Here is a 23,600-nt window from a genome sequence, read left to right as displayed (position 1 = left end):
GGCGGGCCCACGATCAGGACGAGCGGTGTCACCGCGCCTTCGGCGCCACCGCTCTCACCCAGATCCTGTCCTTTGTCAGGTACTGGTCCACTGCCAGGCCCGCCTCCTCCAGCTCCCCCTCGAACTGCTCCCTCGTCAACCGCCGCGACCGGAACGTCTGCGTCCATACCGCGTCCGGGAACACGTACTCCGCGTACACGGAGTCGACCCCGTCGCCGACCGGCTCGACCGACACGATCCGCACGGTGAAGCCGGCCGGGTCCACCCGCTCGCGCGGCACGTTCGTGTGGTAGTCCTCGCCCTCCCGCTGGATCAGTACGCACCCTCCCTTCGCCAGATGCCGCGTACAGGTACGCAGCAGGCCCCGCCGCACCTCCGGGTCGCCCGCGTGCACCAGGAACGACGCGAGGAGCACCACGTCGAACGTCTCGTCCAGCCGCAGCTTCTCTATGGGGCCGCATATGGTCCGGGCCCCGCGGACGCGCTCCAGCATCTCGGCGGACTCGTCCACAGCGGTGACCTCGAATCCGCGCTCCAGCAGTGCGTGGGTCATCCGCCCCACTCCGCTGCCCAGCTCCAGGATGCGCGCGCCCGCCGGAACGGCGGCGGCGATGATGTCCGGCTCGTCACCGACGGGCAGTCGCGAGTACAGCTCCACCGCGCAGCCGTCCGGGGTGATCGCCCCGGGGCCCGTCCCCTCGTATCCTTCACGTCCTTCACGCATTTTCAGCTCCATGTCCGCCCAACGGACCGGATCCGCAAGCCCGTTCCCCTCCTCTCCCGATTCACTCGATCGAGTGAGAACGCCCTCTTCGTCGTCCTGGCGTACGGTGAAGTCGGGAGGGGTGGTGACGAGGTGCGTACGGGCAGTGAGCCGAGGACCGCGCGCAGTGCGTTGCGCGCGCGGCTCTGGCTGAGCGTCTGGGGCGAGGTGTGGACGGTCTCCGGGACGGTGGCGTTCGCGCTCTCCGGCCATCCGGGCTGGGCGCTCCTGTGCGGGGTGCTGTGGCTGGTCGTCACGACCGATCTGATCATGATCGTCCGGCACCTCCGGCAGGGGCCGCACTACCAGCCGGGCCGCGACGTCCCCCCGTACGAACCGCCCCGGGGCCCGTGGTGACCGTGTGACCGGGGGGGCAGCGCGGGCGGCCCCCTCAGGTGTCGAAGCTCGCGGCCTTCAGGTACTCCGGGTTCGGGTCCAGCGCGGCGGCCAGCCGGAAGTGGCGCCTGGCCGGTTCGGGGCGGCTCTGCCGCTGGTAGGTACGGGCGAGCGCGAAGTGCGCGAAGGCGTTGTCCGGCTCGCGCTCCAGGACGATGGAGAACTCGAGCTCGGCCGGCCTCAGCTGGGCCGCCGCGAAGAACGCACGCGCGCGCAGCAACCGCGCCGCGGTGTTCTCCGGGTACGCGTCGATGACCCCGTCGAGCAGCTTCACCGCGCCCCGCGGGTCCCGCGAGGCGAGCAGCTGCTCGGCGGCACGGAAGTCGATGACATGTGTCTCCGGCGTACGTCCGGTCGAACCACTGAGCTCGGGCACAGCCGCATCCTTCCCTCGTCGAACCGGTTCAACGCCCCGGACGGGGACCCCTATTCCTGCGCGGGCCGGCGGGCCGCCCGCTCCCTGCGCACGAGTTCGGCCCATATGTCCTTCACCCGCCGTGCCAGCTCCTCCAGGGGGACGTCGTTGTCGATGACGACGTCCGCGATCTCCCGGCGCTGCTCGCGCGTCGCCTGGGCGGCCATCCGCGCGCGTGCGTCCTGCTCGCTCATGCCGCGGCGGCCCACGAGACGGTCGAGCTGGGTCTCGGCGCTCGCGTCGACCACGATCACGAGGTCGTAGAGGGAAGCGAGGCCGTTCTCCGTGAGCAGGGGTACGTCGTGGACGACGACGGCGTCCTCGGCGGCGGCTTCCTCCAGCTCACGGGAGCGGGCGCCCACCAGGGGGTGGACGATCGAGTTGAGGACGGCGAGCTTCTCCGGGTCGGCGAAGACGATCGATCCCAGTCTCGGCCGGTCCAGGCCGCCGTCCTCGGCGAGTACGCCCTCGCCGAAGGACTCCACGACCGCCGCGAGTCCGGGTGTCCCCGGTGCGACGACCTCGCGCGCGATGCGGTCCGCGTCGATCAGTACGGCCCCGCACTCGACGAGCAGCCGCGACACCTCGCTCTTGCCGGCTCCGATCCCGCCGGTCAGGCCCACCGTCAGCATGACCCGAAGCTTAGGGCCTGCCGCCGACGGCGACGGTGGCGGCCCTGTCTCAGTTGTCGCCTTCGCGCTCCGCGAGGAACCGCTCGAACTCGAGCCCGATCTCGTCCGCCGACGGGATCTCCACCGGCTCGGCGAGCATGTTGCCCCTGGTCTCGGCGCCCGCGGCGGCGTCGTACTGGTGCTCGAGGCCCTGGATGAGGGCCGTGAGCTCGTCGTCGCCCTCCCGGACCTGGCGGTCGATCTCGGTCTGCGTGCGGTGGGCGTCGGTGCGCAGGGAGTGCGCCACGCCCGGCAGGACCAGGCCGGTCGCGGCCGTGATGGCCTCCAGGGCGGTCAGCGCCGCGTCCGGGTAAGCCGAGCGGGCGATGTAGTGCGGCACGTGCGCGGCGACGCCCAGCACGTCGTGCCCGGCCTGCATGAGCCGGTACTCGACGAGTCCCTCGGCGCTGCCGGGCACCTGCGCCTCCTCGAAGGGGCCGGTGTGGCCCGGGACGAGGTCGGTGCGGTTGCCGTGCGGGGTGATGCCCACCGGTCGCGTGTGCGGGACGCCCATCGGGATGCCGTGGAAGTTCACCGAGAGGCGGACGCCGAGCCGCTCCACGATCTGCCGCACCGCGGCGGCGAATCTCTCCCACTCGACGTCCGGTTCGGGACCGGACAGCAGCAGGAACGGCGCCCCGGTGGCGTCCTGGACCAGCCGCACCTCGAGGGCGGGCACCTCGTAGTCGGTCCAGCGGTCGCGGGTGAAGGTCAGCAGCGGGCGCCGGGCCCGGTAGTCGACGAGCCGGTCGTGGTCGAACCGGGCGACCACCTGGTGGGGCAGCGAGTCGAGCAGCCGCTCGGCGATCTGGTCGCCGGTCTCGCCCGCGTCGATGTACCCGTCGAAGTGGTAGAGCATGACAAGTCCGGCCGATTCCTGGGCGAGCGCCATGTCGACGACGGCCAGCCCCTTCGGCTCCCATGCGTACAAACCCTGCGGATCAAGCACCGTGACCGCTCCTCCTCGTGTTCCTAGGGGACAACGTGACGCGCGGCACCGGCATTCCCGGGTGAGGACAACTCCCCGAGGGGCGCGGGGCCGTGTCGACATGCGGCTCCGCTGCGCGGGCGCGACGAGCTCCCACCGGTCCGCAGTCGACGCCCGACCCCGAAGCGCAGCACTGAGGGGCCGCACCTCGAAAGGTGCGGCCCCTCAGTTACCGGCTAGAGCTCAGCGGCCGGATTTCAGCTCTGGCCGCCGGCCAGCTTCTCGCGCAGCGCGGCCAGCGCCTCGTCCGAGGCCAGGGCGCCGGAGTTGTCGCCGCCCTCGGAGGAGTACGAGCCGCCACCGGACGCGGCCGGAGCCGCACCCGCGGTGTCGCCACCCTCGGCAGCGGCCTTCTCGTCCGCCTCGCGGGACTTGATGACCTGCGCCTGGTGCTGCTCGAAGCGGGACTGCGCCTCGGCGTACTGGGTCTCCCACGCCTCCCGCTGAGCCTCGTAGCCCTCGAGCCAGTCGTTGGTCTCGGGGTCGAAGCCCTCGGGGTAGATGTAGTTGCCCTGGTCGTCGTAGGACGCGGCCATGCCGTACAGGGTCGGGTCGAACTCGACCGCCGTCGGGTCGGCGCCGAAGGCCTCGTTGGCCTGCTTCAGCGAGAGGCTGATGCGACGGCGCTCGAGGTCGATGTCGATGACCTTGACGAAGATCTCGTCGTTGACCTGGACGACCTGCTCCGGGATCTCCACGTGGCGCTCGGCCAGCTCGGAGATGTGGACCAGACCCTCGATGCCCTCGTCCACGCGGACGAACGCACCGAACGGAACCAGCTTCGTGACCTTGCCGGGCACGACCTGGCCGATCTGGTGGGTGCGGGCGAACTGCTGCCACGGGTCTTCCTGGGTCGCCTTCAGCGACAGGGAGACACGCTCGCGGTCCATGTCGACGTCGAGCACCTCGACGGTGACTTCCTGACCGACCTCGACGACCTCGGAGGGGTGGTCGATGTGCTTCCAGGACAGCTCGGAGACGTGCACCAGGCCGTCCACGCCACCCAGGTCCACGAAGGCACCGAAGTTGACGATCGAGGAGACGACGCCGGAACGGACCTGACCCTTCTGGAGGGTGGTGAGGAACGTCTGGCGGACCTCGGACTGGGTCTGCTCCAGCCAGGCACGGCGGGACAGGACCACGTTGTTGCGGTTCTTGTCCAGCTCGATGATCTTCGCCTCGAGCTCCTTGCCCACGTAGGGCTGGAGGTCGCGGACGCGGCGCATCTCGACCAGGGAGGCCGGGAGGAAGCCGCGGAGGCCGATGTCGAGGATGAGACCACCCTTGACGACCTCGATGACGGTACCGGTGACGATGCCGTCCTCTTCCTTGATCTTCTCGATGGTGCCCCAGGCACGCTCGTACTGGGCGCGCTTCTTCGAGAGGATCAGGCGGCCTTCCTTGTCCTCCTTCTGGAGAACAAGGGCTTCGATCTCGTCACCGACGGCGACGACCTCGTTGGGGTCGACATCGTGCTTGATCGAGAGCTCGCGGCTCGGGATGACACCTTCGGTCTTGTAACCGATGTCGAGCAGGACCTCGTCCCGGTCGACCTTCACGATGACGCCGTCGACGATGTCGCCGTCGTTGAAGTACTTGATCGTCTCGTCGATCGCGGCGAGGAAGGCTTCCTCGTTACCGATGTCGTTGACCGCAACCTGCGGGGTGGTGGCGGTGGTCTCGGTGCTGCTCGTCATGTGGGAAAGGGCTCCGGTACGGACAGTGAGTCGTAGGTACTGCTACGCCGGAGCCCGTTTCGCTCTGCAGAAGCCGGACAGCAAAAGAAGCGCCGTTCCATCACCGGGTGTCCCGGTGGCGCCTCGAGAACCGAGGGGACATACAACAGATGCGAGCGCAGCCTGCTATGTCTGAGGTGCGCAGGCCCGCAGCGCAACTTGTAGCATACGGGGGCAGCCGGGCAGGGTCAATGCGCGAAGCCCCCCACCCGGGGCGGATCGCCGCATAACCGGCACAATTCCCCCTTCTGGGGGTAGCGCCGCACGTCAGACGCCGCCTCGAGGCCACGCGGGACCCGCGCCACGCAGGACCTCGCGCGCCCCCCGCGGCGACAGCCGGGGCAACTTGACGGAAGAGTACGACGATGGAGCTGATCATCCAAGAGCCCGAAGCGTCCGAACCCGAGGCGACCCGACGGAACGCCGGCGTCACCGAGAGCTCCCGCGCCAACCGGGGCTGGTGGGACCGCAACGCGGACGAGTACCAGGTCGAGCACGGCACGTTCCTCGGCGACGACCGCTTCGTGTGGTGCCCCGAGGGGCTGGACGAGGTGGAGGCCGAACTGCTCGGCCCGCCGGAGGACCTGAAGGACCGCGACGTCCTGGAACTCGGCGCCGGCGCGGCCCAGTGCTCACGCTGGCTGGCCGCGCAGGGTGCGCGCCCGGTGGCCCTGGACATCTCGCACCGGCAGTTGCAGCACGCGCTGCGCATCGGGGGCCCGTTTCCGCTGGTGTGCGCCGACGCGGGCGCCCTGCCGTTCGCGGACGCCTCCTTCGACCTGGCCTGCTCGGCGTACGGGGCGCTGCCCTTCGTCGCCGACCCGCGGCTGGTGCTGCGCGAGGTGCGCCGGGTGCTGCGGCCCGGGGGCCGGCTCGTCTTCTCCGTCACGCATCCGGTGCGCTGGGCGTTCCCGGACGAGCCCGGCCCGGAGGGACTGAGCGTCTCCGGCTCCTACTTCGACCGCACGCCCTACGTCGAGCAGGACGAGCAGGGCCGCGCGGTGTACGTCGAGCACCACAGGACGCTGGGCGACCGCGTCCGCGACATCACCGCCTCGGGCTTTCGCCTGGTGGACCTGGTGGAACCGGAGTGGCCGGAGTGGAACACCTCCGAGTGGGGCGGCTGGTCCCCGCTGCGCGGACACCTGATCCCGGGCACGGCGATCTTCGTGTGCGTACGGGACTGAGTGCGTGGTCCGTCACGACGCTCTCGACGCCCTCCCGGTGCGCGAGGCCCTTCCCGCGCTGACCGACGCCCTGGAGGCGCACGGCACCGCCGTTCTCGTCGCCCCGCCCGGCACCGGCAAGACGACCCTCGTGCCGCTGGTGCTGGCCGGGCTGGTCGATGGCGGGCCCGCGCGGCGGGTGGTGGTCGCCGAGCCCCGGCGGATCGCGGCACGGGCGGCGGCCCGGCGGATGGCCTGGCTGCTGGGCGAGCGGGCCGGCGGGTCCGTGGGTTTCACGGTGCGCGGGGAGCGGGTGGTCGGGAGCCGCACGCGCGTGGAGGTCGTCACGACCGGCGTGCTCCTGCAGCGGCTGCAGCGGGACCAGGAACTGACCGGGGTGGACGCGGTGGTGCTCGACGAGTGCCACGAGCGGCATCTGGACGCGGACACGGCGGCGGCGTTCCTGTGGGACGTGCGCGAGACCCTGCGGCCGGAGCTGCGCCTGGTGGCCGCGTCGGCGACGACCGACGCGGCGGGCTGGGCGCGGCTGCTGGGCGACGCGCCCGTGGTCGAGGCGCACGGCACGGCCCATCCGGTGGAGGTGGTGTGGGCCCCTCCCGCGCGTCCGGTACGGCCGCCGCACGGCATGCGGGTCGACCCGGCGCTGCTGACGCATGTGGCGTCGGTGGTGCGGCGGGCGCTGGCCGAACGGGACGGTGACGTCCTGGTGTTCCTGCCCGGCGTGGGCGAGATCGCCCGGGTCGCCGCGCAGCTGGGGCAGCCGGGGCAGCTGGGACAGCTGGGACAACTCGGAGCGGTCGAGGTGCTCCAGGTCCACGGGCGGGCGCCGGCATCGGTGCAGGACGCGGTGCTGGCCCCCGGGCAGCGGCGCCGGGTGGTGCTGGCGACCTCGGTGGCGGAGTCGTCACTGACGGTTCCGGGGGTCCGGGTGGTCGTGGACGCGGGACTCGCGCGTGAGCCCCGCGTCGACCACGCGCGCGGGCTGAGCGCGCTGACGACGGTACGGGCCTCGCAGGCGGCGGGCAGGCAGCGGGCGGGGCGGGCCGGACGTGAGGCGCCGGGCGCGGTGTACCGGTGCTGGGCGGAGGCCGAGGACGCGCGGCTGCCCCGGTTCCCCGCCCCCGAGATCAAGGTGGCCGACCTGACGGCGTTCGCGCTGCAGGCGGCCTGCTGGGGCGATCCGGACGCCTCCGGGCTCGCGCTGCTCGATCCGCCGCCGCGCGGGGCGATGGCGGCGGCCGGGGCCGTCCTGACGGCGATCGGGGCCGTCGGCGCCGACGGGCGGGCCACGGAGCGGGGCACGCGGCTGGCCCGGCTGGGCCTGCACCCCCGGCTGGGGCGGGCGCTGCTGGACGCGGCACCGGCCGTGGGCCGGGCGCTCGCCGCCGACGTGGTCGCGCTGATCGGCGAGGAGGCGCCGCGCGGCTACGGGGACGACCTCGCGGAGGCGCTGCGCGCCGCGCGGCGCGGGGACGACGCCTATGCGCAGCGGTGGCGGGCGGAGGCGCGTCGGCTGCGGTCGCTCGCCTCGGAGGTCTCCCCGGAAGCCCTCCCCGCCGCGCCGCCCGTGCCGACGGGCGGGGAGGGCCAGAAGGGTGGAGAGGGCTGGAAGGGCGGGGAGGGCGCCCGTGTCGGGCTGGTGGCCGCGCTCGCGTTTCCCGAGCGGATCGCCCGCGCGGAGGGCGGTTCGTATCTGATGGTGTCCGGGACGCGCGCCGAGGCCGGCGAGGACACCGGGCTGCGGGGCGCTCCCTGGATCGCGGTCGCCGCCGCCGACCGGCCGGTGGGGCGGGGGCACGCGCGCGTGCGGCTCGCCGCGGCCGTCGACGAGCAGACCGCGCGGTGGGCGGCCGGGACCCTGCTGGAGACGCGCGAGGAGGTGCACTGGGCCGACGGCGATGTCGTCGCCCGCCGGGTCGAGCGGCTGGGGGCGGTGGAACTGGCGGTACGGCCCCGCACCGACGCGGAGCCCGCCCTGGTGCGGGCCGCGCTGCTGGAGGGGCTGCGGCAGGAGGGGTTCGGACTGCTGCGGTGGCCGACGGGAGCAACCGTGCTGCGGCAGCGGCTGGCCTTCCTGCACGGCCGGCTCGGCGCCCCCTGGCCCGATGTGTCCGACGACGCGCTCCACGCGCGCGTGGAGGAGTGGCTGGAGCCCGAGCTGAGCCGCGCCCGGCGCCGGGCCGACCTGGCGCGGATCGACGCAGGCCAGGCCCTCGGCCGGCTGCTGCCGTGGGCGTCCGGGCAGGCCGCCCGGCTGGACGAGCTGGCCCCCGAGCGGATCACCGTACCCAGCGGGTCCGCGATCCGGATCGACTACTCCGACGCCGGGCAGCCGGTGCTCGCGGTGAAACTCCAGGAGATGTTCGGGCTCCAGGAGTCGCCGCGGGTGGCCGGGGTGCCCCTGCTGGTGCACCTGCTCTCCCCGGCCGGGCGGCCCGCCGCCGTCACCTCCGACCTCGCCTCCTTCTGGCAGGACGGATACAAGGGCGTACGGGCCGAGCTGCGCGGTCGTTACCCCCGGCATCCGTGGCCCGAGGACCCGGCCGCAGCCGAGCCGACCCGGCACACCAACGCGCGGCTCAGGCGGTGACCCTGCTCCCGACTACGAGTCGGTGGCGGGGTCGGGGGACGCCGACGGGCCGGGGGACTCCGTCTCGGCGGCGGCCACGGTCAGTTCGACCGTGAGGGTCGCGCCGCCCGCGGTGGTGACGCGGAGCAGGAAGGTGCCGGTGGTGTCGTCCGCGTAGAGCTGCGGCAGCGTCAGGAGACCGTCCTCGTCCGTCTCCAGGCCGCTCAGGGTGCGGACGGCCTTGCCGTCGTCGTCCTTGAAATAGGGGCCCTCGTCGTTGACGGCCGGGTCGTCGGCCGACGTGATCAGCGTGGCGGTGGCCTCGACCTTGCCGGCCGGGGCGCCGCCGCGGGTGGCCCGCACCTCGACCCGATGGGCGAACTCGCCGCCCGGGGTGCAGGTCAGTGCCTCGTCCCCGGTGCGCACGACGGTGTCGGCGGTGCGCTCGGTGACGGTGGCCCGGTAGCCGAGGCCCGGGACGGCGCGGCCGACGACGGTGGCGCGGACGGTGACGTCGCCCGTCTTCTCGCCCGCCCGGAGCGCGGGCGCCACGGCGACACCGGCGCTGTCGGTGACGACGGTGGCCACGCTCTCGCCGCCGGTGAAGGTGGTGTCGGTGTCGCCGAGGACGGTGAAGCGGATCCGCACCTTCGCGACGGCCTTGCCCTCGTCCGTCTCCGCGCGGGCGCGGATCCTCTCGGTGAACGCGTCGCCCGCCATCGCGGTGAGCTTGCCCGTGCCGGCGTTCTCCAGGTGGTCCACCGTGTCGGTGGGCGTGGGGGGCTTGCCGGGCGGTGGTGTCGTCGGTGGCTGTGTACTCGGCGGTGCGCCCGGCGGTGTGCTCGGCGTGCCCGGGGAGGAGGCCGGCGGCTTGGAGCCGGTGCCGCTGCCGCCACCCGGCTTGTCGGGGCTGGGGCTGGGCTTCGGCGACGTGCCCGGTGCCGAGGGGGTGGTGCCCGGCTGCGTCGACGGCGACGACGCAGCCGGAGTGGGGCGTGTGGTGTGGTCGTCGCTGCGGTCGCCGGGCAGGGCGCCGGTGCCGTCCGGGATCTCGTGCGTGCCCTTGCGGTAGTACTCCAGCCACGACAGGACGGTGTTCAGGTAGTCCGTCGACTGGTTGTAGCTGAGGATCGCCTTCTCGAGGTCCGCCCGGTCGGACAGGTCCCAGCCGAAGCGGCACAGGTAGTGGCCGGCGGCCAGGGCGGCGTCGTAGATGTTGTTGGGGTCCTTGCGGCCGTCGCCGTTGCCGTCGCGGCCCGCCCACGCCCAGGTGGACGGTATGAACTGCATGGGGCCGACGGCGTTGTCGTAGGCGCTGTTGCCGTCGTACACGCCGTTGTCGGTGTCCCGGATGAGCGCGAAGCCGTTGCCGTCGAGCTGCGGGCCGATGATCGGGGAGAGGGTGGTGCCCTCGGCGTCGACGCGCCCGCCGCGGGCCTGGCCGGACTCCACCTTGCCGATGGCGGCGAGCAGTTGCCAGGGCAGGTTGCAGCCGGGCTTGGACTCGCGCAGCGCCGCCTCGGCCTTCTTGTAGGCGTCGAGGACGGTCGCGGGTATGCCCGCCTCGGAAGCGCCCGGCGTGAGCGGGCCGGTGCCCGCGGACGGGGAGGGGTTGGGGCTGTTGAGCGGCGGCAGGTCCGTGTAGTAGGGCGAGTTGCCGGTCGCGCCGGAGCCGTCGGCGCTCTCCTCGGGCGCCGAGGCGGCGTCCGGGGCGGCCCGGCCCGCCGGGTCGTCGATCGTCGCACCCGGGGCCTGGGACGCGGACAGGGCCGCCACCGCGGCCGCCGCCACGGCGGTGGTTGCCGCCCCCTTGCGCAGCCTCCTGCCGAAATGCGCCGCCATAGAGTGAACCCCTCCCCGCGGACGCCGGAGCATCCGTCAACGTCTGCCACACTCGCCCAGTTGTGACGATTCAGCCCGCCCGCCGGTTGCACCTGGCACGGCGACTCCCGCGACCCTACGGCAACATCCTTTGCCCGCACACCCGTTCATGCCCGGTATTCACCGGTTGGTCACATTCGTTCCCGCACGAGCACGGAGGGGTGTCGCGCATACTGGGGCCCGCCGAGCACCGGGACCGACCAGCCCGGTCAACGAACCTTCCGGGGAGCCGAGTTGCCCTTCACGTTGAGCCATGCGGCGGCGGTCCTGCCCGCCGTACGAACCGACGGGACCGGCCGGGGCCCCCTGGTGCCGGCCGTTCTCGTGGCGGGCAGTCTCGCCCCGGACCTGACCTACTACACGGCCAGCGTCCTGTCCGGAGCGATGGAGTTCGGAGACTTCACCCACTCGTTCCCGGGCGTCCTCACCGTGGACGTGTGCCTCGCCTGGGCGCTGGTGGGTCTGTGGCTCCTGATCCGCGAACCTCTCGTGGCGCTGCTGCCGCGGCCCCGGCAGGGGCGGACGGCCGCCCTGCTGCGTTGCGGCACGCCCCCCGCGCGCGTGCGGGCTTCCCTGGTGGCGCGCTGGTACGTCTCGGCCGTGCTCGGTGCGCTGACGCACGTGGTGTGGGACGCGTTCACGCACCTCGACCGGTGGGGGATGCGGGTCTTCCCCGTCCTGGGACGGGAGATCGCGGGCTCACCGCTGTACTGGTACCTGCAGTACGGCGGTTCGGCGGTGGCCGCGGTGGTGATCGTCGTGTTCCTGGCGCGGGCGCTGAAGCGGGCGGCGCCCCGGTCCGCGCCGGCGGGGGTGCCGTCGCTGTCCGCGGCCGACCGGTGGGCGGCCGCCGCGCTGCTCGGCGGCTGTGCGCTGGTGGGGGCCGTGCATCGGGCCTCGCGGTGGTGGGACTACTGGGGTGCGACCGCGAAGCCCTGGGAGTTGATCCCCACGGTGTGCTTCGGGGCGGGCGCCGGGCTCGTGGTCGCGCTGCCGCTGTACGCCGTGGCGGTCAGGGCGCTGCGTCCGGCCCCGGCCACCGGGGACCTTGATGACTCCGGTACGGGGCGGCCGAGCCGTACGGCCGCACGCTGAGGGTATCCCCGGCCGCCACGAACACGGTGACGGTACGGACGGGGCGGGGGCGGGGCAACAGGGTGAGGGCGAGCGCCAGATAGCCGCGGGTCAGCTCGGTCCACAGCCGCCACGGGGGCGGCTCGCCGGCGCCGGGCGACGGTGCGGGCAGTGCGGCGGTGGCCCCGCGGCCGGTGCGCCGTCGGCCGGCACGGCGCAACGCGGTCGTGAGGGGGGCGGGAGTACGGGCGGTACTCGCGGTGGCCGCGAAGACCGGAACCGGCGACAACGCCTCGAGGGTGGGTCCGTCGGCGTCGGTCGGCGGGGGCCCCGCTCTGCGGTGCAGCATGCGTATACCCATGCCCCGCATCCTGGCGCCCGGCCCCCGCCACGGCCCGCCCGCGGGGTCCACGCGAGTGAGGCCCCTCGCGAGGACGGGGCATGGGCGTGGCCGGCAGACGGTGTGCCGGCCCCGGACCGCGAAAGACCCGAGGAGGGGCACCTCGACAGCCCGCCGCACGGCGGACGGGCGGACTGCCGCAGGTGCCGTCGGCAGCGGGGCCCTGGTGCCCGCGGCCGCCCACGCCCGGCGGGCCGGTGCCGTGGCCACCGCGCGGGACCGGGCCGGCACCTTCCGGCGGCCCGGCTCCGCGCGAGGCACCACGGGGCCGTGGCGGAGGGCGCCCGTCGAGCGCCCTCCGTCGCGGCCCGCCGCCTCCGCCCCGCAGGGCTAGTGCGCCGCCGACTCCCAGTCCGGGCCCGCGCCGATCGAGACGCCCAGGGGGACGCGGAGCCGGACCGCTGCGGCCATCTCCCGGCGGATCAGCTCTTCCGCGGCCGGGCGCTCGCCGGGGGCGATCTCCAGGACGATCTCGTCGTGGACCTGGAGGAGCATCCGGGACGTGAGGTCCGCCTCGCGCAGCGCTCGGTCCACGTTCAGCATGGCGATCTTGACGATGTCCGCCGCCGTGCCCTGGATCGGCGCGTTCAGCGCCATCCGCTCGGCCGCCTCCCGGCGCTGGCGGTTGTCGCTGTTGAGGTCGGGCAGGTAGCGCCGGCGGCCGAAGAGGGTCGCCGTGTAACCCGTGGCCCGAGCCTCGTCGACCACGCGGCGCAGGTAGTCCCGCACCCCGCCGAACCGCTCGAAGTACGCGTCCATCAGGGCACGGGCCTCGGCCGCCTCGATGTTCAGCTGCTGGGAGAGGCCGAAGGCGGACAGCCCGTACGCGAGGCCGTACGACATCGCCTTGATCTTGCGGCGCATCTCCGCGTCGACCGCGGACTGCTCGACCGCGAACACCTGCGCGGCGGCGGTGGTGTGCAGGTCCTCGCCGGAGGTGAACGCCTCGATGAGGCCGGCGTCCTCGGAGAGGTGGGCCATCACCCGCAGTTCGATCTGGCTGTAGTCCGCCGTCATCAGCGACTCGAAGCCCTCTCCGACGACGAACCCTCGGCGGATCGCGCGGCCCTCGTCGGTGCGGACCGGGATGTTCTGCAGGTTCGGGTCGGTCGACGACAGGCGGCCGGTGGCGGCGACCGTCTGGTTGAACGTGGTGTGGATGCGGCCGTCCGCGGCGATGGTCTTGATCAGCCCCTCGACGGTGACGCGCAGCTTCGCCTGCTCACGGTGCCGGAGCATGATCACCGGCAGCTCGTTGTCGGTCCGGCCCGCCAGCCAGGCCAGGGCGTCGGCGTCGGTGGTGTACCCGGTCTTGGTCTTCTTCGTCTTCGGCAGGCCGAGTTCACCGAAGAGGACCTCCTGGAGCTGCTTGGGCGAGCCCAGGTTGAACTCGTGTCCCGCCGCCGCGTGCGCCTCCTTCACGGCCTGCTGCACGGCGCCCGCGAACATCTGCTCCATGCCCTCGAGGTGGGCTCGGTCCGCCGCGATGCCGTGCCGCTCCATGCGGGCCAGCAGGACGGACGTCGGCAGTTCCACGTCCCGCAGCAGATCCGCGGCGCCCACGTCCTGGAGGCGGCCCTCGAAGGCCTCGCCCAGGTCGAGGACCGCGCGGGCCTGCACCATCAGCGCCTCGGCCTCGGCGGTGTCGTCCGCGCCGAAGGCCAGCTGGCCGTCGGCCGTGGCGGCGGGCGCCAGCTCGCGGTGCAGGTACTCCAGGGACAGTGCGTCCAGGTCGAAGGAGCGGCGGCCCGGCTTGACCAGGTAGGCGGCGAGCGCGGTGTCCATGGAGACGCCCCGGATGCTCCAGCCGTGCTCGGCGAAGACCCGCATCGCGCCCTTGGCGTTGTGGAACACCTTGGGCCGGTCCTCGTCGGCGAGCCATGCGGCGAACGCCCGCTCGTCGCCCTCGTCCAGCTCGGCCGGGTCGAACCAGGCGGCCGGCCCCGCGGCCGCGGCCAGGGCGATCTCGGCGACCGAGCCGGTCCCCAGCGCCCAGGTGTCGACCGTGGCGACGCCCAGGGGCGCGGTGCCGTGCTCGGAGAGCCAGCCGGCCAGCTCGCCCGCGCCCAGGACGGTGCCGTCCAGCTCCACCCCGTCCGCGACGACCGGGGCGGCCTCGGACTCCTGCGCGCCCGGGTCGACGGCGAAGAGCCGCTCACGCAGCGACGGGTTCCTGATCTCCAGGGTGTCCAGGATCACCGCGACGGCCTTGCGGTCGTAGGCGGTCCGCTCCAGGTCGGCGACGTCCCTGCCCAGCTCGACCTGCCGCTCCAGCTCGGTGAGGCGGCGGTTGAGCTTGACCGACTCCAGGTGGTCGCGCAGGTTCTGCCCGGCCTTGCCCTTGACCTCGTCGACGCGCTCGACGAGGTCCGCGAAGGAACCGAACTGGTTGATCCACTTCGCGGCCGTCTTCTCGCCGACGCCGGGGATGCCGGGCAGGTTGTCGGACGGGTCGCCGCGCAGCGCCGCGAAGTCCGGGTACTGCGCGGGCGTCAGCCCGTACTTCTCGACCACCTTCTCCGGGGTGAACCGGGTCAGCTCGGAGACGCCCTTGGTCGGGTACAGCACCGTGGTGCGGTCGGAGACCAGCTGGAAGGAGTCCCGGTCGCCGGTGACGATCAGCACGTCGAAGCCCTCGGCCTCGGCGCGGGTGGCGAGCGTGGCGATGACGTCGTCCGCCTCGAAGCCCTCGACGGCGAAGCGCGGGGCGCGCATCGCGTCGAGCAGCTCACCGATCAGCTCGACCTGTCCCTTGAACTCGTCCGGTGTCTTGGAGCGGTTCGCCTTGTACTCGGGGAACTCCGCCGACCGCCAGGTCTTGCGGGAGACGTCGAAGGCCACCGCGAAGTGGGTGGGCGCCTCGTCGCGCAGCGTGTTCGCCAGCATCGACGCGAAACCGTAGATCGCGTTCGTCGGCTGGCCCGTCGCGGTCGTGAAGTTCTCCGCGGGCAGCGCGAAGAACGCGCGGTAGGCCAGCGAGTGCCCGTCCATGAGCATCAGTCGCGGACGGGTCTCGCCGGAGGTCTGGTCGGTCTTCTTCGCTGCTGTCTCTGCCACGCCCCCGATCCTGCCACGCGTCACTGACACTCGGCCCCGCCCCCGCCCTTCCGGGACACCCCGCGGCACCCGGGCCGCCCTCACCGGCCCCGAGCCCCCGCCCTCCGCCCGGCCCTCCGTCGCCGGCACCGCCGCATGCGAGGATCGGCGGCGTACGTCACACGTGTACGTGAAGAGGAGTGCGCGATGGCCACCAAGCCGCCCAAGGGTGATCCGGTCCAGGACGCGCCGCAGGTCACCGAGCCGAAACACGCGGCCGCGGGCCTCACGGCGATCGGCCACAGCCTGCGTATGGCGCACCGGCAGATGGGCGTGAAGCGGACGGCGCTGACCCTGCTCAACGTCAACCAGAAGGACGGCTTCGACTGTCCGGGCTGCGCGTGGCCGGAGCCGGAGCACCGGCACACCGCGGAGTTCTGCGAGAACGGCGCGAAGGCCGTGGCCGAGGAAGCCACCCTGCGCCGGGTCACCCCCGAGTTCTTCGCCGCGCACCCCGTCGCCGACCTGGCCGGCCGCAGCGGCTACTGGCTGGGCCAGCAGGGCCGCCTGACCCACCCCGTGTACCTCCCCGAGGGCGGCGACCGCTACGAGCCCGTCACCTGGGAGCGCGCCTTCGACATCGTCGCCGAGGAGATCGCCGCCCTCGGCTCCCCCGACGAGGCCCTCTTCTACACCTCCGGACGCACCAGCAACGAGGCCGCCTTCCTCTACCAGCTCTTCGCACGAGAACTCGGCACCAACAACCTGCCCGACTGCTCGAACCTGTGCCACGAGTCCTCCGGCTCCGCCCTGTCCGAGACGATCGGCGTCGGCAAGGGCAGCGTCCTGCTGGAGGACCTCTACAAGTCCGACCTGATCATCGTCGCCGGACAGAACCCCGGCACCAACCACCCCCGCATGCTGTCCGCCCTGGAGAAGGCCAAGGCGAACGGCGCGCGGATCATCACCGTCAACCCGCTGCCCGAGGCGGGCCTGGAGCGCTTCAAGAATCCGCAGACCCCCAAGGGCCTCACCACCGGCGCCGCCCTGACCGACCTGTTCCTGCAGATCCGCCTCGGCGGCGACCAGGCCCTCTTCCGCATCCTCAACAAGCTGATCGTCGACACGCCCGGCGCCGTCGACGAGGACTTCGTCCGCGAACACACGCACGGCTACGAGGAGTTCGCCGAGGCCGCCCGCGCCGCCGACTGGGACGCGACGCTCGCCGCGACCGGCCTCACCCGCGGCGACATCGAGCAGTGCCTGCGCATGGTCCTCGAATCGAAGCGCGTCATCGTGTGCTGGGCGATGGGCCTCACCCAGCACAAGCACTCCGTGCCCATGATCCGCGAGATCGTCAACTTCCTCCTGCTGCGCGGCAACATCGGCCGCCCCGGCGCGGGCGTCTGCCCGGTGCGCGGCCACTCCAACGTGCAGGGCGACCGCACCATGGGCATCTTCGAGAGGCCCGCACCGGAGTTCCTCGACGCCCTGGAGAAGGAGTTCGGCTTCGCGCCCCCGCGCGAGCACGGCTACGACGTCGTACGGGCCATCCGCGCGCTGCGCGACGGGAAGGCGAAGGTGTTCTTCGCCATGGGCGGCAACTTCGTCGCCGCCTCCCCCGACACGGAGGTCACCGAGGCCGCGATGCGCCGGGCCCGGCTGACCGTGCACGTGTCGACCAAGCTGAACCGCTCGCACGTCGTCACCGGCGCGCGCGCCCTGATCCTGCCGACCCTGGGCCGCACCGAACGCGATCTGCAGGACAGCGGCGAGCAGTTCGTCACGGTCGAGGACTCCATGGGCATGGTGCACGCCTCCCGCGGCCGCCTCGAACCGGCGAGCGGGCACCTGCTGTCCGAACCGGCCATCGTGTGCCGACTGGCCCGCCGGGTCCTCGGCGCGGACAGCAAGGTCCCGTGGGAGGAGTTCGAGAAGGACTACGCGACGATCCGCGACCGCATCGCGCGCGTGATCCCCGGCTTCGAGGACTTCAACGCGCGCGTGGCGCACCCCGGAGGGTTCGCCCTCCCCCACGCCCCGCGCGACGAACGGCGCTTCCCCACGGCCACCGGCAAGGCCAACTTCACCGCCGCGCCGGTGGAGTACCCCGAACTGCCCGAGGGGCGGCTGCTGTTGCAGACGCTGCGCTCGCACGACCAGTACAACACCACGATCTACGGCCTGGACGACCGCTACCGGGGCATCAAGAACGGCCGCCGCGTGGTGCTCGTCAACCCGCAGGACGCACGGGAACTGCGGCTCGCGGACGGCTCGTACGTCGACCTGGTCAGCGAGTGGAAGGCCGACAAGGACAAGGACGACAACGCCGACAAGGACATCGTGGAGCGCAGGGCGCCCGGTTTCCGCGTGGTGCACTACCCGACGGCCCGCGGCTGCGCCGCCGCGTACTACCCGGAGACCAACGTCCTGGTGCCGCTGGACGCGACCGCGGACATCAGCAACACCCCGGCCAGCAAGTCCGTCGTGGTCCGTCTGGAACAATCGGCGACCGACTGAGCGTTTGCTCAGTGGCCACCGCCGCGGTCGCGGCGGCGCCGCAGTGCCGTATTGCCGTAGTGATCACGACGAACGGAGCCGGGCCCCATGGGAGAGCAGCAGCACGTGAAGTTCCCGCAAGAGGTCATCGACGAGTACGCCGCGCTCGGCGTGGATCTGCAGGCGCTCTTCTCCGCGGGCCATCTCGGTACGCGCATGGGCGTGCAGATACTGGAGGCCTCGGCCGAGCGGGTCGTCGGGACGATGCCGGTGGAGGGCAACACCCAGCCCTACGGGCTGCTGCACGGCGGCGCGTCCGCCGTACTGGCCGAGACCCTGGGCTCGGTGGGGTCGATGCTGCACGGCGGCGCCGACAAGATCGCCGTGGGCGTCGACCTCAACTGCACCCACCACCGGGGCGCCCGCTCCGGCCTGGTCACCGGCGTCGCCACCCCGGTGCACCGGGGGCGGTCCACGGCGACGTACGAGATCGTCATCAGCGACGAGGCGGACAAGCGGGTGTGCACCGCGCGGCTGACCTGTCTGCTGCGGGACGTGAACCCGGGCAACAACCCGGGCGACGCCGAGCGGGCGGCCGGCGCCACGAACTGACCGGTGGGTGAGGGTGCGGGGGCGGCCGTGCGGCCGCCCCCGCACCCGTCTCCCGGCACGACCGCGGACCGGCGTCATCACGGCCCCGCACCGCCGTTGCCCGCGGGCGGCGGGCGCCCCGCCGTTTCGGACACGAAGCGGGGAGGCGTCTTTCGGCCCGCCGGGCGGGCTCTCGGCTCCCCTGCTCACCGCCCGCTCACCGCGGTACCGCTCCTGACGGTCGTCCCGACCGCCGGCTGCGGCCCGTCCGGAGCCGGCGGCACCGGCACCCCGCCCCCGCCCACACCCCCGCCGTCACCCTCGGCAACCTCCGCCGAGGACGTCTGCGTGCGCCTCGTCGCCCACCGGTCCCGCGGGGTGCTGGAGGGCACCGCCCACGGCGACCACCGGTCGATGGGCCTGTCCAAAACGGCCGGTACGACATCCTGCGCGCAGCGGTGGACGCCGCACGCCCCGTCAGAAAACGCCAAGGCATCCAGGCCGCACATGCGGTGATCGACCGTCAGGTACGCGAGGCCCGCACCGAGCGGTACCGCACCGGCGCACCGGGCCCGGGCCCCGGCGATGAGCGGGACGGCCCCGTGGAACCACGCTCACCACTCTCCCCGCCGCCCGCTGAAACCGCAGGTCACACCCCTCGAAACAGGGAAACGGAACCTCGTATTCAATACCGGCCTCCGGGCGGAATCCGGCACTACGGCCATCGTTACGGTGATATCCCGGCCGTACACGGCCTTTCCGTGACCCCCGCCCCACGCAACCCCCTTTCCGGACAAAGAATCGGCCTTCTTCCGCAAGATCACTATCAGGCCCGCGCGCCACGGAGGGCAGAAACGTTTCACTGAACGTCGCGCCCCCCTCCCCGGCCGTAACTCTACGTATTGCGTGTGCAATACAGGTATTCCGCTTCGCCTCCGGATCACGCCACACACGGGACTTCCTCCAGGCCACACAGGTCGCCTGCAGCAACGAATTCGAGTAATCACCAAAACGGCTGATACACCTGAACGCCCCCCGCCGGGTCCTGCGGTTTCTCATGATGCGGACGGGGCAAAACGGCGAGAATTCAGCCGTTCCCCCCACCGAGTACCGCTCTGCAATACGTCGTGTCATAACAAGAGAGTCACAGCCTTGGCCAGACCCTCCTCCATATTCCCCACGCCCGCTTAGAGTCACGGCCAGTCACCGCGCCGCCCGATTGCCATTTCGGCCCAGCGCTCGACTCGGCCGTTTCCACCGGGAAACGACCGTCAGGGGAAAGGACTGGATCGTGCGTCAACGTTCGCTCATCGCCATCACCGCCACACTGGCGGCGGGAGCACTCACCCTCACCGCCTGCGGCTCACGCGACGACAACGGCGGCAGCTCGGGCTCCGGCAGCGGTGGCACCACCGTGGTCATCGGCGTCGACGCGCCACTGACCGGCGACCTGTCCGCGCTGGGCCTCGGAATCAAGAACTCCGTGGACCTCGCCGCCAAGATCGCCAACAAGGAGAAGCTCGTCGACGGCATCACCTTCAAGGTCGAAGCCCTCGACGACCAGGCACAGCCCTCCTCCGGCCAGCAGAACGCCACCAAGTTCGTCGCCAACGACGAAGTCCTCGGCGTCGTCGGCCCGCTGAACTCCTCCGTCGCCGAAGCCATGCAGAAGGTCTTCGACGACGCCAAGCTCGTCCAGGTCTCACCCGCCAACACCAACCCCTCCCTCTCCCAGGGCGCCGACTGGCAGAAGACCCAGACCCGCCCGTACAAGTCGTACTTCCGCACCGCGACCACGGACGCCATCCAGGGCCCGTTCGCCGCCCAGTACCTGTACAACGACTCCAAGAAGCGCAAGGTCTTCGTCATCGACGACAAGAAGACCTACGGCGCCGGCCTCGCCGCCACCTTCACCGCCGAGTTCAAGAAGCTCGGCGGCAAGGTCGTCGGCACCGAGCACATCGACCCCGAGACCAAGGACTTCTCCGCGGTCGCCACCAAGGTCAAGTCCTCCGGCGCCGACGTCGTCTACTACGGCGGCGAATACCCGCAGGCCGGCCCGCTCAGCAAGCAGATCAAGGCCGCCGGCGCCAAGATCCCGCTCGTCGGCGGCGACGGCATCTACAGCGCCGACTTCATCAAGCTCGCCGGCGCCAGCGGCACCGGCGACCTCGCCACCTCCGTCGGCGCCCCCGTCGAAGAACTCCCCTCCGCCAAGGAGTTCGTCGCCAACTACAAGGACGCGGGCTACAAGGAGGCCTACGAGGCCTACGGCGGTTACAGCTACGACTCCGGCTGGGCCATCATCGAGGCCGTCAAGAAGGTCGTCGAGGACAACGACGGCAAGCTGCCCGACGACGCCCGCGAAAAGGTCACCGCCGCCATGCAGGACGTCTCCTTCGACGGAGTCACCGGCAAGGTCTCCTTCGACGAGTACGGCGACGCCACCAACAAGCAGCTCACCGTCTACGCCGTCGAGAACAACGACTGGAACGACGTCAAGTCCGGCACCTACACCGGCTGACCCAGCCGCACCCACCGAGCCGCGCGGGGCGCCGCACCACAGGCGCCCCGCGCGCACTCACATCCGGCCCCATCCATCGAACTTTCCGAACGTCTCGGAGGACATGCGGTGAACGAACTGCCGCAGCAGCTGGTCAACGGCCTGCTACTGGGATCCATGTACGGGCTGGTCGCCCTCGGCTACACAATGGTCTACGGCATTGTCCAGCTCATCAACTTCGCCCACGGCGAGATCTTCATGACCGGCGCCTTCGGCGCACTCACGGTCTACGTCTACATCCTGCCCGACGGCACCTCCATGCTGATCGCCCTGCCGCTCATGCTGATCGGCGCCATGATCGTCTCCACCACCGTGGCCGTAGGGGCGGAACGGTTCGCCTACCGGCCCCTGCGCGGCGGCCCCCGCCTCGCCCCCCTCATCACCGCCATCGGCCTCTCCCTCGCCCTCCAGCAAGCCGTATGGGCCTGGTACCCCGAAGCGAAATCCGCCCGCACCTTCCCCAACATCCCCGGCGGACCCTTCGAAATCGGCAACGTCACCATCCAGACCGGCGACGTCTTCGTCCTCTGCGCCGCCCCCCTCAGCATGGCCGTCCTCGGCTACTTCGTCATGCGCACCCGCACCGGACGCGGCATGCAGGCCACCGCCCAGGACCCCGACACCGCCAAGCTCATGGGCATCAACACCGACCGCATCATCGTCGTCGCCTTCGCCCTCGGCGCCGTCTTCGCCGCCGTCGGCGGCGTCGCCTACGGCCTCAAATACGGCCAGATCGACTTCCGCATGGGCTTCATCCTCGGACTCAAGGCCTTCACCGCCGCCGTCCTCGGCGGAATCGGCAACATCTACGGAGCCATGCTCGGCGGCCTCGTCCTCGGCATCGCCGAAGCCCTGTCCACCGCCTACATCTCCGACATCCCCGGCATGCAGCAGTTCGGCAGCCAGTCCTGGGCAAACGTCTGGGCCTTCGTACTCCTCATCCTCGTGCTCCTCTTCAGGCCCCAAGGCCTCCTCGGCGAGCGCGTCGCGGACAGGGCGTGACACCGATGACCACACAAACCACCACGCAGACCCCCGGCTCCCCCACCGCCGAACCCCCCAAGGGCCTCATCGGCATCCCGGAGAACACCGGCCGCGCCCTCGCCACCGCCGGCGGCGCCCTCACCGTCATCTCCACCTTCCTCGCCTGGACCTGGACCTCCGCCTTCCCCGGCGACCTCACCGTCTACGGCTACCCCGGCGGCCTCCAGGTCCTCGTTCTCATCGGCGGCGCCCTCACCACCCTCCTCGGCCTCGCCTCCTACGACACCAAAGGCCTGCGCTGGCTCACCCCCGCAGGAGCCGACAGCGCCATCAAACTCGCCGCCACCGGCACCTTCGCCACCGCCTGGTACACGATCATCGCCATCAGCGCCACCCTCGGCGGAGTCGTCCACCTCGAACCCGGCGGCTGGATCGCGGCCGTCGCCACCCTCACCGCACTCCTCGGCGCCCTTGCCCTCCCCTTCGAACGACCCGAACCCGACCCCCACGACCCCGACGACACCGGCTGGGAACAGTTCCGCCACCACACGCGGCACTCCTTCACCATCCTGCGCGCAGCCGTCGCGAGCGGCCGCACCCGGCCCGCCCGCCCCCTGCCCGCCTACGCCGAGACCCTCATCATCGTCGCCGCCCTCGCCGTCGGCCTGCTGGTCTTCACCTACGGCATCGGCACCTCCTACGACGAACTCTTCGTCGGCTTCCTCATCACCGCCGGCTTCGGCTTCGCCGCCCTCGCCAAAGCAGGACTGATCAACCACGTCTCCGCGCTCACCGCCAAACACCGCAACGTCACCCTGGTCGGCGCCTTCGTCGCCGCCGCCGCCTTCCCCTTCACCCAGTCCGACGACCAGTACGCCACCATCGGCGTCTACATCCTCATCTTCGCCACCGTCGCCCTGGGCCTCAACATCGTCGTCGGCCTCGCCGGCCTCCTCGACCTCGGATACGTCGCCTTCCTCGGCGTCGGCGCCTACACCGCCGCCATGGTCTCCGGAAGCCCCTCCAGCCCCTTCGACATCCAACTCCCCTTCTGGGCCAGCGCCCTCCTCGGCGCAGCCGTCGCCATGGTCTTCGGCGTCCTCATCGGAGCCCCCACCCTCCGCCTCCGCGGCGACTACCTCGCCATCGTCACCCTCGGCTTCGGCGAAATCTTCCGCCTCGCCGTCCTCAACGCCGACGGCACCTCCGGACCCGACATCACCAACGGCTCCAACGGCATCTCCTCCATCCCCAACATCAACATCCTCGGCTTCGACTTCGGCCAGGAACACACCATCGCCGGCTTCACCATCGCCCGGTTCGCCAACTACTTCCTGCTGATGCTCCTCATCACGCTGATCGTCGTCGTCGTCTTCCGACGCAGCAGCGACTCCCGCATCGGCCGCGCCTGGGTCGCCATCCGCGAAGACGAAACCGCCGCCCGCGCCATGGGCATCAACGGCTTCCGCGTCAAACTCATCGCCTTCGCCCTCGGCGCCACACTCGCCGGCCTCGCCGGCACCGTCCAGGCCCACGTCACCTACACCGTCACCCCCGAGCAGTACATGTTCGCCCACGTCGTCCCGCCCAACAGCGCCTTCCTCCTCGCCGCAGTCGTCCTCGGCGGCATGGGCACCATCAGCGGACCCCTCGTGGGCGCCGCCCTGCTCTACCTCATCCCCGCCAAACTCCAATTCCTCGGCGACTACCAGCTCATCGCCTTCGGCCTCGCCCTCGTCCTCCTCATGCGCTTCCGGCCCGAAGGCCTCATCCCCAACCGGCGTCGCCAGCTCGAATTCCACGCAGAGGCCGAAACACCCACAGTCCTCAGCAAGGCAGGGGCCTGA

General features: G+C 71.8%; 18 protein-coding genes. 10 read left to right on the top strand and 8 right to left on the bottom strand.

What is annotated here, in order from left to right:
- Positions 1-28: 28 nt before the first annotated feature.
- The gene (locus DIZ27_RS24500; RefSeq protein WP_375232001.1) at positions 29-724 is read right to left on the bottom strand and encodes a class I SAM-dependent methyltransferase; all 696 of its coding nucleotides are present in this window, start codon (positions 722-724) and stop codon (positions 29-31) included.
- A gap of 132 nt (positions 725-856) precedes the next feature.
- Between DIZ27_RS24500 and DIZ27_RS24495 the strand changes: the two genes are divergently transcribed.
- Positions 857-1,120: a DUF6343 family protein gene (locus DIZ27_RS24495; protein WP_109380615.1), complete on the top strand. Its 264-nt coding sequence runs from the start codon at positions 857-859 to the stop codon at positions 1,118-1,120.
- Positions 1,121-1,154: 34 nt separating this feature from the next.
- Here DIZ27_RS24495 and DIZ27_RS24490 read toward each other — a convergent pair whose 3' ends face one another.
- The 4 genes from DIZ27_RS24490 to rpsA form a co-directional block, all read right to left on the bottom strand.
- Complete coding sequence (locus DIZ27_RS24490) at positions 1,155-1,535, bottom strand: tetratricopeptide repeat protein (protein ID WP_109380614.1); 381 nt, start codon at positions 1,533-1,535, stop codon at positions 1,155-1,157.
- 50 nt (positions 1,536-1,585) lie between these two features.
- Positions 1,586-2,206 (bottom strand): dephospho-CoA kinase, encoded by a 621-nt coding sequence (gene coaE / locus DIZ27_RS24485; protein ID WP_109380613.1) that lies wholly within the window; start codon positions 2,204-2,206, stop codon positions 1,586-1,588.
- A 49-nt stretch (positions 2,207-2,255) separates the two neighbouring features.
- Positions 2,256-3,194 (bottom strand): PAC2 family protein, encoded by a 939-nt coding sequence (locus DIZ27_RS24480; protein ID WP_109380612.1) that lies wholly within the window; start codon positions 3,192-3,194, stop codon positions 2,256-2,258.
- 236 nt (positions 3,195-3,430) lie between these two features.
- A complete protein-coding gene (gene rpsA, locus DIZ27_RS24475) occupies positions 3,431-4,930 on the bottom strand; it encodes a 30S ribosomal protein S1 (RefSeq protein WP_109380611.1) in 1,500 nt (499 codons plus the stop codon).
- A gap of 404 nt (positions 4,931-5,334) precedes the next feature.
- Between rpsA and DIZ27_RS24470 the strand changes: the two genes are divergently transcribed.
- Entirely contained in the window at positions 5,335-6,156 is an 822-nt protein-coding gene (locus tag DIZ27_RS24470; RefSeq protein WP_181383668.1) for a class I SAM-dependent methyltransferase, read from the top strand.
- A gap of 4 nt (positions 6,157-6,160) precedes the next feature.
- Complete coding sequence (hrpB, locus tag DIZ27_RS24465; protein ID WP_109380610.1) at positions 6,161-8,746, top strand: ATP-dependent helicase HrpB; 2,586 nt, start codon at positions 6,161-6,163, stop codon at positions 8,744-8,746.
- A gap of 12 nt (positions 8,747-8,758) precedes the next feature.
- Here the strand turns inward: hrpB and DIZ27_RS24460 are convergent, their stop codons facing one another.
- Positions 8,759-10,567: a lytic murein transglycosylase gene (locus DIZ27_RS24460; protein ID WP_109380609.1), complete on the bottom strand. Its 1,809-nt coding sequence runs from the start codon at positions 10,565-10,567 to the stop codon at positions 8,759-8,761.
- A 273-nt stretch (positions 10,568-10,840) separates the two neighbouring features.
- Between DIZ27_RS24460 and DIZ27_RS24455 the strand changes: the two genes are divergently transcribed.
- Positions 10,841-11,701 carry a DUF4184 family protein gene (locus tag DIZ27_RS24455; protein ID WP_109380608.1) on the top strand — a complete coding sequence of 287 codons (861 nt, stop codon included), beginning with the start codon at positions 10,841-10,843 and terminating at the stop codon, positions 11,699-11,701.
- On the opposite strand, the gene DIZ27_RS24450 is transcribed toward DIZ27_RS24455, so the two are convergent.
- Together DIZ27_RS24450 and polA are read right to left on the bottom strand one after the other, a co-directional pair.
- Complete coding sequence (locus DIZ27_RS24450; RefSeq protein ID WP_109380607.1) at positions 11,619-12,041, bottom strand: hypothetical protein; 423 nt, start codon at positions 12,039-12,041, stop codon at positions 11,619-11,621. The genes DIZ27_RS24455 and DIZ27_RS24450 overlap by 83 nt on opposite strands.
- Positions 12,042-12,410: 369 nt before the next feature.
- On the bottom strand, positions 12,411-15,137 hold the full coding sequence (polA, locus tag DIZ27_RS24445) for a DNA polymerase I (protein WP_109380606.1): 2,727 nt from the start codon (positions 15,135-15,137) through the stop codon (positions 12,411-12,413).
- A 186-nt stretch (positions 15,138-15,323) separates the two neighbouring features.
- On the opposite strand from polA, the gene DIZ27_RS24440 reads away from it, so the two are divergent.
- From DIZ27_RS24440 to DIZ27_RS24415, 6 genes are all read left to right on the top strand, one after another.
- On the top strand, positions 15,324-17,636 hold the full coding sequence (locus DIZ27_RS24440; protein WP_109380605.1) for an FdhF/YdeP family oxidoreductase: 2,313 nt from the start codon (positions 15,324-15,326) through the stop codon (positions 17,634-17,636).
- 87 nt (positions 17,637-17,723) lie between these two features.
- Positions 17,724-18,227 (top strand): PaaI family thioesterase, encoded by a 504-nt coding sequence (locus DIZ27_RS24435; RefSeq protein ID WP_109380604.1) that lies wholly within the window; start codon positions 17,724-17,726, stop codon positions 18,225-18,227.
- 327 nt (positions 18,228-18,554) lie between these two features.
- Positions 18,555-18,722: a hypothetical protein gene (locus DIZ27_RS45890; protein WP_181383667.1), complete on the top strand. Its 168-nt coding sequence runs from the start codon at positions 18,555-18,557 to the stop codon at positions 18,720-18,722.
- A 775-nt stretch (positions 18,723-19,497) separates the two neighbouring features.
- Positions 19,498-20,730, top strand: coding sequence for a branched-chain amino acid ABC transporter substrate-binding protein (locus DIZ27_RS24425; RefSeq protein WP_109380603.1), 1,233 nt, complete (start codon positions 19,498-19,500; stop codon positions 20,728-20,730).
- A 108-nt stretch (positions 20,731-20,838) separates the two neighbouring features.
- Complete coding sequence (locus DIZ27_RS24420) at positions 20,839-21,771, top strand: branched-chain amino acid ABC transporter permease (protein WP_109380602.1); 933 nt, start codon at positions 20,839-20,841, stop codon at positions 21,769-21,771.
- A gap of 5 nt (positions 21,772-21,776) precedes the next feature.
- Entirely contained in the window at positions 21,777-23,600 is a 1,824-nt protein-coding gene (locus DIZ27_RS24415) for a branched-chain amino acid ABC transporter permease (protein WP_109380601.1), read from the top strand.

It is taken from the genome of Streptomyces sp. NWU339, from assembly GCF_003143855.1.
Lineage (GTDB): Bacteria > Actinomycetota > Actinomycetes > Streptomycetales > Streptomycetaceae > Streptomyces.
Note: the sequence above shows the minus strand (reverse complement) of the source record. Positions and strands in the feature narration are given on the sequence as shown.

Bases quoted from the DNA above. Each gene is read 5' to 3' on its own strand.
- DIZ27_RS24500 (WP_375232001.1), bottom strand. From the start codon at position 724: ATGCGTGAAGGACGTGAAGGATACGAGGGGACGGGCCCCGGGGCGATC.
- coaE (WP_109380613.1), bottom strand. From the start codon at position 2,206: ATGCTGACGGTGGGCCTGACCGGCGGGATCGGAGCCGGCAAGAGCGAG.
- rpsA (WP_109380611.1), bottom strand. From the start codon at position 4,930: ATGACGAGCAGCACCGAGACCACCGCCACCACCCCGCAGGTTGCGGTC.
- DIZ27_RS24470 (WP_181383668.1), top strand. From the start codon at position 5,335: ATGGAGCTGATCATCCAAGAGCCCGAAGCGTCCGAACCCGAGGCGACC.
- DIZ27_RS24460 (WP_109380609.1), bottom strand. From the start codon at position 10,567: ATGGCGGCGCATTTCGGCAGGAGGCTGCGCAAGGGGGCGGCAACCACC.
- DIZ27_RS24450 (WP_109380607.1), bottom strand. From the start codon at position 12,041: ATGGGTATACGCATGCTGCACCGCAGAGCGGGGCCCCCGCCGACCGAC.
- DIZ27_RS24440 (WP_109380605.1), top strand. From the start codon at position 15,324: ATGGCCACCAAGCCGCCCAAGGGTGATCCGGTCCAGGACGCGCCGCAG.
- DIZ27_RS24435 (WP_109380604.1), top strand. From the start codon at position 17,724: ATGGGAGAGCAGCAGCACGTGAAGTTCCCGCAAGAGGTCATCGACGAG.
- DIZ27_RS24415 (WP_109380601.1), top strand. From the start codon at position 21,777: ATGACCACACAAACCACCACGCAGACCCCCGGCTCCCCCACCGCCGAA.